Origin of the sequence: Promicromonospora citrea, assembly GCF_013004695.1 — a bacterium.
Lineage (GTDB): Bacteria > Actinomycetota > Actinomycetes > Actinomycetales > Cellulomonadaceae > Promicromonospora > Promicromonospora citrea.
In genome coordinates, this window is sequence record NZ_JABEMG010000122.1 from 1 (window position 1) to 13,603 (window position 13,603).

Annotated in this window: 15 protein-coding genes; 9 read left to right on the top strand and 6 right to left on the bottom strand. The window is 76.1% G+C overall.

The features are described from left to right. The first annotated feature begins 38 nt into the window (after positions 1-38). The 7 genes from HLB15_RS18650 to HLB15_RS18680 all read left to right on the top strand — a co-directional run bounded on the left by HLB15_RS18650 (position 39) and on the right by HLB15_RS18680 (position 6,592). A complete protein-coding gene (locus HLB15_RS18650) occupies positions 39-566 on the top strand; it encodes a phage holin family protein (protein ID WP_171107425.1) in 528 nt (175 codons plus the stop codon). Then, on the top strand, positions 563-1,183 hold the full coding sequence (locus tag HLB15_RS18655) for a DUF3618 domain-containing protein (RefSeq protein ID WP_171107427.1): 621 nt from the start codon (positions 563-565) through the stop codon (positions 1,181-1,183). Before HLB15_RS18650 ends, HLB15_RS18655 begins: the two co-directional genes overlap by 4 nt. A 64-nt stretch (positions 1,184-1,247) precedes the next feature. Continuing rightward, positions 1,248-2,393, top strand: a complete 1,146-nt coding sequence (locus HLB15_RS18660; RefSeq protein ID WP_212760077.1) for a YihY/virulence factor BrkB family protein — start codon at positions 1,248-1,250, stop codon at positions 2,391-2,393. Then, the gene (locus HLB15_RS18665) at positions 2,390-3,178 is read left to right on the top strand and encodes an alpha/beta fold hydrolase (RefSeq protein WP_171107430.1); all 789 of its coding nucleotides are present in this window, start codon (positions 2,390-2,392) and stop codon (positions 3,176-3,178) included. Before HLB15_RS18660 ends, HLB15_RS18665 begins: the two co-directional genes overlap by 4 nt. Next, positions 3,175-3,894 carry an esterase/lipase family protein gene (locus HLB15_RS18670; protein ID WP_229785568.1) on the top strand — a complete coding sequence of 240 codons (720 nt, stop codon included), beginning with the start codon at positions 3,175-3,177 and terminating at the stop codon, positions 3,892-3,894. The genes HLB15_RS18665 and HLB15_RS18670 overlap by 4 nt, the downstream gene beginning before the upstream one ends. Before the next feature lie 26 nt (positions 3,895-3,920). Then, positions 3,921-4,823: a DNA-3-methyladenine glycosylase family protein gene (locus HLB15_RS18675; protein WP_171107432.1), complete on the top strand. Its 903-nt coding sequence runs from the start codon at positions 3,921-3,923 to the stop codon at positions 4,821-4,823. Positions 4,824-5,020: 197 nt separating this feature from the next. Beyond that, a complete protein-coding gene (locus tag HLB15_RS18680) occupies positions 5,021-6,592 on the top strand; it encodes an HNH endonuclease signature motif containing protein (protein WP_311979594.1) in 1,572 nt (523 codons plus the stop codon). 1 nt (position 6,593) lies between these two features. Here the strand turns inward: HLB15_RS18680 and HLB15_RS18685 are convergent, their stop codons facing one another. The 5 genes from HLB15_RS18685 to HLB15_RS18705 form a co-directional block, all read right to left on the bottom strand. Continuing rightward, a complete protein-coding gene (locus HLB15_RS18685) occupies positions 6,594-7,370 on the bottom strand; it encodes a DUF4184 family protein (RefSeq protein WP_171107436.1) in 777 nt (258 codons plus the stop codon). 85 nt (positions 7,371-7,455) lie between these two features. Beyond that, positions 7,456-7,824 carry a DUF202 domain-containing protein gene (locus tag HLB15_RS18690; protein ID WP_171107438.1) on the bottom strand — a complete coding sequence of 123 codons (369 nt, stop codon included), beginning with the start codon at positions 7,822-7,824 and terminating at the stop codon, positions 7,456-7,458. Next, entirely contained in the window at positions 7,821-8,189 is a 369-nt protein-coding gene (locus tag HLB15_RS18695; RefSeq protein WP_229785566.1) for a YidH family protein, read from the bottom strand. Before HLB15_RS18695 ends, HLB15_RS18690 begins: the two co-directional genes overlap by 4 nt. A gap of 169 nt (positions 8,190-8,358) precedes the next feature. Continuing rightward, positions 8,359-9,903, bottom strand: a complete 1,545-nt coding sequence (locus HLB15_RS18700) for a cytochrome b (protein ID WP_229785565.1) — start codon at positions 9,901-9,903, stop codon at positions 8,359-8,361. Further along, positions 9,893-11,251 (bottom strand): NAD(P)/FAD-dependent oxidoreductase, encoded by a 1,359-nt coding sequence (locus HLB15_RS18705; protein WP_171107442.1) that lies wholly within the window; start codon positions 11,249-11,251, stop codon positions 9,893-9,895. Before HLB15_RS18705 ends, HLB15_RS18700 begins: the two co-directional genes overlap by 11 nt. A 102-nt stretch (positions 11,252-11,353) precedes the next feature. Here HLB15_RS18705 and HLB15_RS18710 point away from each other — a divergent pair, with 102 nt between their 5' ends. Both HLB15_RS18710 and HLB15_RS18715 read left to right on the top strand, forming a co-directional pair. Then, a complete protein-coding gene (locus tag HLB15_RS18710; protein ID WP_171107444.1) occupies positions 11,354-11,965 on the top strand; it encodes a sulfite oxidase-like oxidoreductase in 612 nt (203 codons plus the stop codon). After that, positions 11,958-12,734 carry an FAD-binding oxidoreductase gene (locus HLB15_RS18715; RefSeq protein WP_171107446.1) on the top strand — a complete coding sequence of 259 codons (777 nt, stop codon included), beginning with the start codon at positions 11,958-11,960 and terminating at the stop codon, positions 12,732-12,734. Before HLB15_RS18710 ends, HLB15_RS18715 begins: the two co-directional genes overlap by 8 nt. Before the next feature lie 3 nt (positions 12,735-12,737). On the opposite strand, the gene HLB15_RS18720 is transcribed toward HLB15_RS18715, so the two are convergent. Next, a complete protein-coding gene (locus HLB15_RS18720) occupies positions 12,738-13,334 on the bottom strand; it encodes a GNAT family N-acetyltransferase (protein WP_171107449.1) in 597 nt (198 codons plus the stop codon). Between the last annotated feature and the right edge of the window lie 269 nt (positions 13,335-13,603).

The window sequence follows — 13,603 nt, forward strand, 5'->3', positions numbered from 1 at the left end:
CCCGGGCTGGCCGCCCGCCGCCACGGGGGGTGACGTCCATGTCGACCGCACGTGAGCCGACCGCGCGCGACCCGTTCGCGCCGTCAGCGGCCGCGACGTCGGCGACGGCGTCCGCCCCGGCGGCCGGGGTCCCCACGACGGGCGCGCACCGCGCCGAGTCGGCCAGCCTGGGCGACCTCGTCGGCGAGGTGACACGCGACCTGTCGACGCTGGTGCGCCAGGAGGTCGCGCTGGCGAAGGCCGAGGCCGCCCAGTCCGCGAAGCGGGCGGGCAAGGGCGCCGGCATGTTCGGCGGCGCGGGGGTGGCGGGCCACATGGTTTTGCTGTTCCTGTCGCTCGCCCTGTGGTCGGCGCTCGGCACCGTGCTGGGCGGCGGCTGGTCAGCGCTGATCGTCGCGGCGGTGTGGGGCATCGTCGCCGCCGTCCTGGCCCTGCGCGGCCGCAAGGAGCTGCAGGAGATGCAGGGCCTGCCGCAGACGGCCGAGTCGGTCAAGAAGATCCCTGACGCCCTGCGCCCGCACCCCGACGCGGCGCCCGGCGCCGTGCGAGAGGAGAGGACCTCATGAGCACCAACGATCCTGACGAGATCCGGGCCGACATCGAGCGCACGCGCGAGGAGCTGAGCCGCGACGTGGACACGCTCGGCGACAAGGTCCACCCGGGACACGCCCTGCACCGGCAGACCGAGAAGGTGCGGTCGGGCATGGGCCGGGTCAAGGACCGGGTCATGGGCACGGCCCACGACACCATGGACTCCGCCGGCGGGACCACGCACGACCTCGCCGACCGGGGCAAGGAGGCGGCGCACTCCGCGGCCGACAGCGCGCGAGGCGCGGCGTCGTCCGTGGCGCACGGCGTCTCCTCGACGCCCCGCATGGTGCGCGAACGGACGCAGGGCAGCCCGCTGGCCGTCGGCCTCGTGGCGTTCGGCGTCGGGCTGGCGGTCGCGTCGCTCATCCCCTCGACCCGGACGGAGCGGCGTGCCGCCTCCGGGGTCCAGGAGAAGGCGGCACCGCTCGTCGACGACGTGAAGTCGGCGGCGAGCGAGCTGGCGAACGACCTCAAGGAGCCCGCCCGCGAGGGCGCGGAGGCCGTCCGCGACGCGGCGAAGGACGCCGCCCGCTCGGTCGGGGAGCACGGCCGCGAGGCCGCGTCCGACATCCGCTCCGACGTGAGCCGCTGATCCGGCGCACGGAGTGACGGACCGGCCGCCGTCCGGTCCAGGACCTGTCCCTGGGGGAGGCATCATGGCTCACATCGACGACACGTCGCCGCGTACCGACGCGCCGGCGCCGGACGACCGGCGCAAGCCGGGTTCGCCACCGGACCTGCACCGCCGGACGTGGTGGTACGTGCTGCGGGCCACGATGCGGCAGTTCTCCCGGGACCAGTGCCTGGACCTGGCGGCGGCCCTGACCTACTACGCGGTGCTCGCCGCGGCCCCCGCGCTGCTCGCCCTCGTCTCCGTGCTCGGTCTCGTGGCCGACGGGGAGCAGGCGGTGGAGCGGGTGGTCGGCACGATGGAGGGCGTCGTCCCGCCCGACGTGCTCGCCGTCGTGCAGCCGCTCGTCGAGAACGCCGCCGGGGGCGGGGGCAGGGCGGGTGTCGCCCTCGTCCTCGGTGTCGCGCTCGCCCTCTGGTCGGCCTCCGGGTACGTGGGGGCCTTCGGGCGGGCCATGAACCGGGTCTACGGGATCGACGAGGGAAGGCCGGTGTGGAAGCTGCGCCCGGTCATGCTCCTCGTGACCCTCGTCGCGGTCGTCGTCGCGGCGCTCGTGGTCGGCGCGATCGCGCTCAGCGGTCCGGTCGCGCAGGCGGTGGGCGACGCCGTCGGCCTGGGCGGGATGGCGGTGACCGTGTGGAACATCGCCAAGTGGCCCGTCGTGCTGCTGCTGGTCGTTGTGCTGGTGGCGATCCTCTACCACGTGACGCCCAACGTCCGGCAGCCGAAGATGCGCTGGGTCAGCGTGGGTGCCGTCGTGGCGATCCTCGGCTGGCTGATCGCGTCGGCGGGCTTCGCGATCTACGTCTCGACCTTCGCGAGCTACGACGCGACCTACGGGTCGCTGGCCGGCCTCATCGTGTTCCTGCTGTGGCTCTGGATCACCAACCTCGCGCTGCTGTTCGGCGCGGAGCTCGACGCCGAGCTCGAGCGCGGGCGGGAGCTGCAGGGCGGTATCGCGGCCGAGGAGGAGCTGCGCCTGCCGCCCAAGGACGACCGCGCGAGCGAGAAGCGCGAGGCCAAGCGGCAGGAGGAGATCGAGCAGGGGCGGCGGCTGCGCGAGGACGCCGCCCGGGACGCACGGGAGGCGGGCGAGCCCGGCGACGGACACCGCGACCCGGCCGACGGGCACCGGGTGCCGGACGACAGGCCGTCCGCGGACCGCCGGTGAGCGTGCGGTCCGACCCGCACCGCACGCTCAGCACCCGGCAGGGCGACCTCACCGTCGTCGGCCACGCGCACGGGCCTGCCGCACCCGAGCGGGCCGTGGTGCTCGTGCACGGCGTGGGCTCATCCGCCCGCGCGTACGCCACGGTGCGCGAGCGGCTCGTCGCGCACGGCGCGGTGCACGCCGTCGACCTGCCCGGCTTCGGCGCCTCGCCGCACCTGCGGCGCGACGTCACCGTGCCGGAGCACGCCGCCGCCGTCGCGCAGTACGTCCGCGAGCACGTGCTCGACGCGGGGCTGCCGCCGCCGGTCGTCGTCGGGCACTCCATGGGGGCACAGGTCGTGGGCCAGCTGCTCGCCGACCACCCGGACGCGGCGGGCGCGGGCGTCCTGATCGGCCCGACGTCGGAGCCCGGCACGCGCACCATCGCCCGGCAGGCGGTGCGGCTGGCCGTCGACGCCGTCGGCGAGCCGCCGTCGACGATCGGGGTGCTCCTGGTGGACGCGCTGGTACGGTGCAGCGTGCCGTACTACCTGGGGCAGCTGCGCCACGTCGTGGGGCACCACCTCGAGGAGGTCCTGCCGCGTGCGAGCGCACCGGTCCTCGTGGTGCGCGGCGCGCGCGACCCCGTCGCGCCGCCCGCGTGGGTCGCGCAGCTCGCGGCGTGCGCGCCGTCCGGTGAGCAGCGCACGGTGCGCGGGCGGCACCACGCCATGGACACCGATCCCGGCGGGATCGCACGCATCGTCCTCGACGCCTGGCACGCCGCCGACCGGGACCGCCTGTGACGCCCCGCCTGCTGACCCGGGCGCTGGACTACGCGTGGGCCGCCGAACGTCAGGTGCGGCACCTGTTGCGCCGCGGTGCCCTTCCGGCGGTGGAGTCGTCGACCTTGGGCTCGTCGGCGGTGGGCTCCTCGGCGATGGACCGGGCGGCCGCGCCGGTGGTGCTGCTGCCCGGGATCTACGAGACGTGGGAGTTCCTCGCGCCGGTCGCCCGCGCGCTGGTGCGCGCGGGACACCCCGTGCACGCCGTGGAGGCGCTCGGGCACAACGCCCGGCCCGTGCCCGAGTCCGCCGACGTCGTCGCCGAGCACCTGGCGCGCACCGACCTCCAGGAGGTGGTGCTCGTGGCGCACAGCAAGGGCGGCCTCATCGGCAAGCACGTCATGCTGTCGCCAGCGGGCGGCCGGGTGCGCGGCATGGTCGCCGTCGCGACGCCGTTCACCGGCTCCCGCTGGGCGCGGTACATGCTCTCGCGGGCCCTGCGCTCGTTCGACCCGCGCGACCCGGTGCTGCTGGCGCTCGCGGGCGAGCTGCTGGTCAACGACCGGATCACGGCGGTGTACCCCGCGTTCGACCCGCACATCCCCGAGACGGGGCACCTCGTCGGCGCGCGCAACGTCGAGCTGCCGCTGGCGGGACACTTCCGGCCGCTGGGCCACCCGCTGCTCGTGCGCACGGTGGTCGAGGAGGTGGCGCGGCTGGCGGGGCGTTCGGACTGAGCGCCGTGTCGTGGTCCACTGGTGGGGTGCTCACCGTCCGCCACACGTCGCCGCGACCGCTCGACGTCGCCCTGACGCTCGGCCCCCTGGGCCACGGCGCGGCCGACCCGACGTTCCACCGTGCGCCGGACGGCGCCGTCTGGCGGACGTCGCTGCTGCGCAGCGGCCCGGTGACGCAGCGGTTCGTGCCCGCGGGGCCGCGCGAGGTGACGGTGCAGCTGTGGGGCGACGGCGCGCACGAGGCCGCCGACGCCCTGCCCACGCTCCTCGGCGAGGACGACGACGCCTCGGGCTTCACCCCGCCCCCGCAGGTCCGTGAGGCGCACCGGCGTGCCGTCGGCATCCGCATGCCGCGCAGCGACCGGGTGATGGAGGCGCTCGTGCCGGCGGTGCTCGAGCAGCGCGTGCAGACGGTGACGGCCCACCGTGCGTGGCGCCGGCTCGTGCGACGGTACGGCTCGCCGGCGCCGGGGCCGGCGTCGGGCCTGTTCGTGGTGCCCGACGCCCGCACCTGGGCCCGGATCCCCGTCTGGGAGTGGCACGAGGCCGGTGTCGACCCCGGCCGCGCCCGCACCGTGGCGCGGTGCGCGCTCGTCGCGCCCCGGCTGGAGGAGGCCGCGGCGATGCCGCCCGCCGAGGCCCGCGCGCGGCTCGAGCGGGTGCAGGGCGTGGGCGTGTGGACGTCGGCCGAGGTGGCGCAGCGCGCGTTCGGCGACGCCGACGCCGTCTCCGTGGGCGACTTCCACCTCCCCGGGGCGGTCGGCTGGGCGCTGGCGGGGGAGCGCACCGACGACGAGGGCATGCTGCGGCTGCTCGCCCCGTACGCGCCGCACCGGCACCGGGTGGTGCGGCTGCTCGTGCTCGGCGGCCGGGCGCGCCCGCCGGCGCGGGGACCGCGGACGCCGATCGTGGACCACCGGCGGTTCTGAGGGCTGGGGGCGTGGCGCGCCCGGGTTCGCCGGGCGCATGCCAGCGGTGTGCCCTACGATGGGAACAGGCGTACGACGCTGTGGCGTCGAACGGGACGTTTTGAGGAGTGGGGTGGGTCAGGGTGCGAGCGAGCGTGGTCGAACCAGCCGCAGGGCCGGGTCCCGAGACGCCGGACCTCCCTCCTTCCGACCTGCCCGTGGTCCTCTGGCCCGCGCCGTTCCTGCGTGCGGCGCTGGCCGGCACCCGTGGTGCCGCGCTCGCGCGCCTCGTCGCTGACGCGGTGGACCTCGAGGGTCACGCCCTCGGCGGGGCGGACGAGGCGGACGGAGCAGGGGCCGGCACGCTCCCCGACCTGCCGGACGACGCCCTGGCGGACCTCGTCGTCGCGTGCGGCAGGGTGCAGTCGTGGGCGGCCGGTGTGCAGGCCCGCGTCGTCGCGGAGCGTGCCGCGCGTGAGTCGCACCCGCTGGCGCACTCGTCCCTGGTGGCGCAGGTCAGCGGCGAGCTGGCCGTCACGGGCGCCGAGGCGTCGGACGTCGTCGTGCGCGGTGAGGCCGGTGCCGACCACCCCACGGTCGTCGCGGCGCTCGTCGCGGGCCGGATCGATGTGCGCAAGGCGCACACGCTCCTGCGCTCTGCCGCGCGGCTGACCACACAGGAGCGGGCCCAGGCGATCGCGCGGTACCTGCCCCAGGCCCCGCACCGGACCTGGCGCTGGCTGCAGCGCAAGCTGCTCGCGTTCGCGGCGTCGCTGCACGGTGCCGAGGAGTCGGCGCGGGCGGCGGCCGAGCAGCGCAGCGTCCAGCTCGACCGGTCCGAGAACGACATGGCGTGGCTCACGTCCTACCTCCCGGCGGTCGACGCCGCGGCGGTGTGGGGCGTCGTCGACGAGATGGCGCACCAGCTCCGGCGGGTGCCGGGCGAGGAGCGGACCCTGAGCCAGCTCCGCGCGGACAGCCTCGCGGGGATCGTCACGGGCCGGCTGCTGCCCGCGGGACGCCTCGCGGCGGAGAGCCGGTCGCTGCCGGTGCCCGAACCGGATCCTGCGCCGTCCGCCGACGGCCCGGTGTGCACGTGCGGGGGCCGCGCGCCCGTGGTGCGGGTGACACCGACGCGCCCGACGGTCCGGGTCACGGTCCCGGCCACCACCCTGCTCGGCGTGGACGACGCGCCGGGCGAGCTCGCCGGGTTCGGTCCGGTGCCGGCCGTGACGGCTCGTGCCGTCGCGACCGACGCGACCTGGCAGCGGCTCCTGACCGACCCGGTGACCGGCGTCCTGACCGACTGCTCCACGACCACCTACCAACCGGGCAGCGTGCTGCGGCGTGCCGTCCAGGCACGGGACGTGACGTGCACGTTCCCGCACTGCGAGCACCCGGCCGAGCGTGCGGACCTGGACCACGTCGTCCCGTTCGACCACGACCTCGATCCCGCCGGCCTGCCGCCGGGGACGCCCGGCCAGACCCGTGCGACCAACCTCCACGCGCTCTGCCGCCGGCACCATCTGCTCAAGACGCATGGCGGCTGGGGCGTCGTGCGTGATCCCGACACCGGGGTCACCACGTGGATCGCGCCCTCGGGCCGGGTCGACCGACGCACGCCGACCGTGCTCGACGCCCACGTCGACCTCGCCGAGGTCGACCCGGACACGAGCTACGACCTGACGCTCCGCGCCCTGACGGGCGGAGGCGGCGCGGGACGGGGAGGTCGGCACCCACGCCGGGGGAGTGTTGCACCGTCAGGATCGGACGCCGGGCCGCCGTTCTGAGTCACGCCGTCACGACCCACCGCACGACCCACCACGCGGCCAGGTACACCACCAGCGCGACCAGCAGGGCTGCCCCGGCACCCGTCGCGGCGCCGGCGAGCGCCGCCTCGACGGTCTCGCCGGTGGTCAGACCCGTGTCTGCCCAGAGGTCCAGCGTCCCGACCACGGCGCCCGCGACCACCACGCCGCCGCCCCACCACAGGGCCCGGCGCCGCACGGGGCCGAGCCCGGCCCGTCGCCGCCAGAGGTACCACGCGACGAGCAGCAGCCCGACCACGGTGCTCGCGTGCTGGAGCGCCCTCGCCCAGGTCAGGGCACCGGCCACCGGCTCGCTCAGGGCCGGCACGTGCGTCACGACGTACCCGTCGCCGTGGGTGAACGAGTCCCACACCAGGTGCGTCGCGACGCCGACGAGCGCGGACAGCACGACCCACCCGAGCCGCGCGACGACGCCCCGGTCGCCGGGACCGCCTCGCGAACCGTCCTTCGAGCCCGCCGGGCGGCGCACCAGCTCCGCGACGGGGCGTCGAGCCACCCAGACCAGGCCGCAGAGAGCGAGCGCGTACGGCAGGCTGACCGTCAGGGCGCCGACGAGGCCGTGCGACGTCGTCGCGTTCATGAACGGCTCGTACCAGGACTGGGCGGTGACGGGGATCGGCGTCCGCCGGGCGAAGTACGGCAGGTCGGGCGCCACGGCGCCGGCGACGAGCGCGACGGTGCTGAACGGGTGCCGCAGGAGGGGCAGCACCGCTGCGGGATGGGCGAGCGTGAAGGGCATGGGGCAAATCTCGCCGACGGTCGCACCGATGTCCACGCGGGCCCGGTGCCACCCCGGTGCCCGACGTGCTCAGCGCCCGCCGCGCTCAGTGCCCGACGTGTGTCAGGACGACGGCGAGCCCACAGACCCCGAACGCGACCACGATCCCGGCCGCGACGGCGAGCAGGCCCGCGCCGGTCGACGTCGGGCCGAACGGCTCGGCGCCGGGCGGTGCGGGCGCCGGGCTGGGGCCAGACGCGCGCGGGTAGCGCAGGCGGCGGCGCCGGGAACCGAGCCACAACCAGCCCGCGAGCACGAGGCCGGCCGCGCCGGGCAGGAGCCACCGAGCGTCGCCGGAGACGGCGGGGAGCAGCCGCGCGGCGGCGAGAGACACCGCCGCGACGCTGAGCACGGTCCGCCGCCAGGCCAGCTCCGTGCGCTCGGGCTGCAGGCCGGGCGGCGCCGCGCCGGTCATCGCAGCAGCACGCCCAGCAGCACGAGCACACCCACCAGCGCGACGACGACGGCGAGCGTCACCCCGACCAGCGTCGACGGCAGCGGCTCCCCACGGCGCAGCGCACGCTCGACGCGCATCCAGCCCGACCAGGCGATCAGCGGCACTGCGATCCCCGCGACGATCAGCACCAGTGCGGCGGCGAGGCGCAGCGCGGGCTGTAGGTCCAGCCCCAGCGTCTCCAGCGCGACCCCGCCCGCGACCAGCGCGAGCGCCGTCCGGATCCAGGCGAGGAAGGTCCGCTCGTTGGCGAGGGTGAACCGCGCGTCCGGCTCGGCGCCCACGCCGAACACCGAGCGCGGGAACCGCCGGTCGGGGGCGCTCACGAGGTCCCTTCCGGACCCGGCAGACCCTCGCCGCGACGCCCCGTGACGTCGAACCCCATGCGCACTCCTCTCCCGACCGCCGCCGACGCCTCCTCCGGCACGGCCCGCCCTCATTCTCCCCGCGCGGCCCGCACGGTGCAGTGCTGCGCGCCCCAGCCGGGCGTCGAGCTCAGCGCCGATCGGCCCCGCCGCGACCCGGCTCGAGCGCACCCGCCCGCGCAGCGGACCTCGCCGGCACCACGTGCCCGGCCTCGAACACCCGCGCGAGCGCCCGCCGCAGAGCGCCACCCCGCGGCCCGGAGCGCGGGGTCGCCGTCGCCGCACCGACCCCGCCTGCACCGGCCCCCGCCACTGCCAGCCGTTCCCGCTCCGCGGCATCGAGCGGCCGGTGCACCTCGACGTAGCCACCGTCCGGCATCCGCACGATCCGGCCCGTCTCGTGGCCGTGCGCCAGCCGCTCACGGTCCGTGCGCTGCAGCCCGAGGCTCACCCGGCGCGTCACCTCGAACGCCAGCGGCGGCCCGACGACGAGCGCCACCTGCAGCGTCGTGATCACGGACTCGAAGCTCACCGAGAACGCCGTCGCCACGACGTCTGCGCTCGCGGCGCCCCAGAGGATCCCGTAGAACAGCATCCCCGCCACGCCGATGCCGGTGCGGGCCGGGACGTTGCGCGGCCGGTCGAGCTCGTCGTGCACCGCGCGGTCCTGCTCGACCCACGCCTCGACGTACGGGTAGGCCACCAGCAGCAGGAAGTACCCGCCGACCACGGCGAGCGGCACGAGCACCGCGAAGGTCACGGTGTACCCGCCCCACACGGTCTCCCAGCCGGCGGGCACGAGGCGCAGGGCGCCGTCCAGGAACCCCGTGTACCAGTCGGGCTGGCTGCCCGCGCCGACGTCGCCGCCCGACGCCGGCCCGTACGACCAGACGGGGCTGATCGTCGAGGTCGCACCGAGCAGCAGGAGCACCGCCGTGGTCAGGCCGGTCATCCCGGCGGCGCGGAGTGCGGCGTCGGGCCACAGGCGCAGGCCGAGGCCGGGCCGCAGCGTCGGCGGGTGCCGCGGCTGCCCGTGCCGGACGGCGAGCGCCGCGCGCAGCGCGAGCACCAGCAGGAGCAGCGCGGGCGCGACGACGACGTGCACCGGGTAGAGGTTCTCGATGATCCGGCCGGGGAACGGCCCGCCGAACAGCAGGCCGGCGAGCCAGGTCCCGACAACGGGGATGCCGAGCACCACCCCCTCGACGATCCGCAGGCCGGTGCCGGAGAGCATGTCGTCCGGCAGGGCGTAGCCGCTCCAGCCCGCGAGCAGCACCAGCACGAACGCCGCCACGAGCAGCACCCAGGCGAGGCGCCGCGGCGTGCGGAAGCCCCCGGTGAAGAACGTGACCAGGAGCTGCACCACCATCGCGGCGGGCATCACGAGCGCCGCCCAGTGGTGCGTCTGGCGCAGCAGCAGCCCGCCGGTCACCTCGAACGAGATCAGCATCGTGGACGCGTACGCCTCGGTCACGGTCGCGCCCCGCAGCGGTCCGTACGGGCCGTCGTAGGTGACCAGGTCGCTCGACGGCGTGTACCGGACGGCGAGCAGCGCGCCCGTGACCCCGAGCACGAGGAAGCACGCGAACGCGATGACGCCGAACAGGGTGGACCAGCGCAGGTGCACCCGCCGGGCGGCCAGGGCGGCGAGGTCGGTCCGGACGTCACGCCGCACCGTGCACCTCCCGGTCCGGCCCGCCGACGTCGGCGAACGGGTCACCGCCCGCGAGGAACGCGGCGCGGGGCCGCTGCACGGTGGACAGCGGCACGATGTCGCGGCCGAACAGCACCGCCGACGCCCACACCAGCAGCACCCGCACCTTGCGCTCCCAGGTCGGCACCGCCAGCACGTGGTACCCGCGGTGCATCAGCCACGCGAGGAACCCCGTGACGACCAGGCCGTGGTACTGGAAGATGCCCCGGCCGATGCCGAGCGTCGCCACCGTGCCCAGGCTGTGGTGCACGTAGGGGTGTACGCGCCGGCCGCGCAGGTCGGCGACGAGGTTCCTGGCCAGGAGCCTGCCCTGCCGGACGGCGTGCTGCGCGTTCGGCACGGTCCGCGTGCCGGGCACGGGGGACGCGAGGTCGGGCACGGCCGCGTTGTCGCCCGCGGCCCAGGCACCGGGCACCGGGGCGTCGTCCGTGCCGACCCGCAGGTCGGCGCGCACCCGCACCAGGCCGCGCTCGTCGACGGGCAGGTCCGTGTTCTTCGCGACGACGGGGTTGCTGCCGTTGCCCGCGGCCCAGATCAGCAGGCCGTTGCCCCACGACTCGCCCGTCGAGAGCAGGATCTCGCCGCCCGCCGCCGAGACCACCTGCGCGCCGAGGTGGACCGTGCCCCCGCGGCCCTCCAGGTGGCGCACCACCCAGCGGCCGGGCTCGTCGGTGACCTCGGGCAGGATGCGGTCGTTCGCGTCGACCAGGTGGAACGACAGGTCCTCGGGCCCGAGCTCCGGGTAGCGCCGCAGCAGGCTCGTGGCCAGCGACAGCAGCTCGCCGAACACCTCGACGCCGGTGAAGCCGCCGCCCACCACGGTCACGGTGAGCAGCCGACGCCGCCGCGCGCCCGGCGGCAGCAGGGCGGCGCGGTCGAACGCCGTGAGGAGCTGGTCGCGGATCGCGACGGCCTCCTCGACGTGCTTGAGCCCGATCGCCTCCTGCTCGATCCCGGGCACGGGGAACGTGCGGGTCACCGCACCGGCCGTGACGACGATCGTGTCGTAGCGGAGCTCCCGCAGGGCGCCGTCGTTGGTACGTACCGTCGCGGTGCGGTGCGCGTGGTCGATCGCCGTGGTCTGGCCCGCGACGAGGGCGGTGCGGTGCAGGTGGCGGCGCAGCGACACCATGACGTGCCGCGCCTCGATCGAGCCCGCCGTGACCTCCGGCAGGAAGGGCTGGTACGTCATGTAGCCGTGCGGGTCCACGAGGGTGACCTCGGCCTCGCCCGGACGGAGCCGCTTCTCCAGGCCCCACGCGGTGTAGAAGCCGGCGTAGCCGCCTCCGACGATCAGGATCTTCTCCATGGCTGCCTCCATCGGGTCTCACACCTTCGACCGGACGGCGCGGCCCGATGTGACGTGGCAGTGGTCACAGGGCCGGGGCGTCGCGGACGCTACGGTGTGGACATGAGCGACGTGCCGCCCGCACTGACACCGGGCTTCCACGGCAGGCCCCGCCCGGAGGGCGTCGCCCTCCCGCCCGGGCAGTACGTCGAGGACGGGTTCCCCGTCCTGTCCGCCGGCCCGACGCCGAACGTGAGCGAGGCGACCTGGAGCCTGACCGTCACGACGGAGGCGGGCGCGTCGACGGCGTGGACCTGGGCCGACCTCATGGCGCTGCCGCAGGAGACGCCCACCGTCGACATCCACTGCGTCACCCGCTGGTCGAAGTTCGGCACGCGGTGGACGGGCGTCTCGCTCGACGTGCTGCTCGCCGACGTCGAGTCGACCGCCGACTTCGTCATGGTCGGCTCCTACGGCGGGTACACGACCAACCTGCCGGTGGCCGACCTGCTCGGCGGCAAGGCGTGGATCGCGCACGCCTTCGACGGCAAACGGCTGCACCCCGAGCACGGCGGCCCCGCCCGGCTGCTGGTGCCGCACCTGTACTTCTGGAAGTCGGCCAAGTGGGTGCGCTCGCTGACGCTCCTGCCGACGAACAGGCCCGGTTTCTGGGAGCGCCTGGGCTACCACGACCTCGGCGACCCGTGGCGCGAGCAGCGGTACCAGGGTGACTGAGCCGGCGCGCCTCGGCGGGCGCTACGCCGTCCGCTCCGGCTGGCAGCTCGCCACTCTCGTGGACCGGCGGCGCGAGAGCGCCTCGGCCGCGACGCTCGTGCTGGACGTGCCCGGCTGGCCGGGGCACCAGCCCGGCCAGCACGTCGATCTGCGGCTCACCGCGGCCGACGGGTACACGGCCGAGCGGTCCTACTCCCTGGCGAGCGTGCCCGAGGGATCGAACCGGATCGAGGTGACCGTCCAGCGCGTCGCCGACGGAGAGGTGTCCCCGTACCTGGTCGGCGACTTCCCCGTGGGGTCGGCCGTCGAGGTCCGGGGACCGGTCGGCGGCTGGTTCGTGTGGGACCCCGCCCGCGACGCCGGGACGCCCGTGCTGCTGCTGGCCGGCGGCTCGGGCCTCGTGCCGCTCATGGCCATGGCGCGCGCCCGGCGCCGCGCCGGCGACCGCACGCCGTTCCGGCTGATCTGCTCCGTGCGCACGGCCGAGGACCAGCTCTACCCGGACGAGATCGCCGCCCTCGTCGCGCGCGGCGACGGGTTCGAGGCGCGGACGATCTTCACGCGTGCCGTGTCGCTCACCGCCCTGCGCGGGCCCCGCCGGCTGACCGACTCCGAGCTCGCCGCATGGGGCTGGCCGCCCGAGCTCGCGCCGCGCGTGTACGTCTGCGGCCCGACGGGGTTCGTCGAGGCGGTCTCACGCATGCTCGTCGCGCAGGGCCACGACCCGGCGCACGTGCGCACCGAGCGGTTCGGGCCCGGCGGCGGCTGACGCTCACGGGTGCCACATGGGCTGCAGGACGGGTCCGCCGTCCGGCAGCGGGATCGCGGCGCCCAGGTCGCGGAACCCATGGCGCGCGTACAGCGCACGGCTGCGCGGCGTCGACGCCTCGAGGTACACCGGCAGGCCCGCCGCGTGGGCGCGGGACAGGCCGTGGCGCAGCATCGCGGTGCCCGCACCCGTCCCGCGGCGGTGGGGGAGCGCGGCCATCGCCGCCAGGTGGACGTGGGGCACGGCGGGCCGGTGCGCGGCGGTGGCCGCGAGGACGGCGGCGACGCGCGGCGAGCACGGCTGCTCCGGGTTCTGCTCCGGGGCTCGTACCCGTGCGCGTTCCGGCCCGGCCCACAGCGAGGCGGCGACGGCGGTGCCGTCCGCGTCGTACGCGACGAGCAGCCCGCCGGCGTCCGCTGCGCCGGGGAGCGTGGCGGCCAGGTGCGCGTGCGTGTGCCGTCGGCGCCGCGCCGGGTCGGGCTCCACCCAGGCCGACACCGCCTCGTCGGCGAACGCCTCGACGCAGACGGGCAGCAGCCGATCCACCTCGGCGGGCGGGGCGGGGCGGACGGTGAGCGGCGGGGTGTCGGGTGACGTCATGGCTCCAGGCTCGGGTCGCGCGAGGACTCCGGTGGAGTAGTTTCGTCGCACGAGCCGGTGTGACGAAACCGCACGGCACGACCGCGAGGGGAGGAGACCCGCGTGGACCCGACGACCGCCTGCACCGAGTGCGGTGCCGGCCTCGGCCCGGCGGCGGGCACGGGACGCCCGCGCCGGTACTGCTCGCGGGCGTGCCGGTCGCGGGCCTACCGGCGCCGCAGGGTCGAGGGGTCACGCGCCCCGGACCGCCGGACCCGGCCCGGCCTGCC

What these genes read in the sequence shown, in the direction of transcription:
- HLB15_RS18660 (WP_212760077.1), top strand. Translation starts at nt 1,248, where the DNA reads ATGGCTCACATCGACGACACGTCGCCGCGTACCGACGCGCCGGCGCCG.
- HLB15_RS18685 (WP_171107436.1), bottom strand. Translation starts at nt 7,370, where the DNA reads ATGCCCTTCACGCTCGCCCATCCCGCAGCGGTGCTGCCCCTCCTGCGG.
- HLB15_RS18655 (WP_171107427.1), top strand. Translation starts at nt 563, where the DNA reads ATGAGCACCAACGATCCTGACGAGATCCGGGCCGACATCGAGCGCACG.
- HLB15_RS18705 (WP_171107442.1), bottom strand. Translation starts at nt 11,251, where the DNA reads ATGGAGAAGATCCTGATCGTCGGAGGCGGCTACGCCGGCTTCTACACC.
- HLB15_RS18710 (WP_171107444.1), top strand. Translation starts at nt 11,354, where the DNA reads ATGAGCGACGTGCCGCCCGCACTGACACCGGGCTTCCACGGCAGGCCC.
- HLB15_RS18690 (WP_171107438.1), bottom strand. Translation starts at nt 7,824, where the DNA reads ATGACCGGCGCGGCGCCGCCCGGCCTGCAGCCCGAGCGCACGGAGCTG.
- HLB15_RS18650 (WP_171107425.1), top strand. Translation starts at nt 39, where the DNA reads ATGTCGACCGCACGTGAGCCGACCGCGCGCGACCCGTTCGCGCCGTCA.
- HLB15_RS18720 (WP_171107449.1), bottom strand. Translation starts at nt 13,334, where the DNA reads ATGACGTCACCCGACACCCCGCCGCTCACCGTCCGCCCCGCCCCGCCC.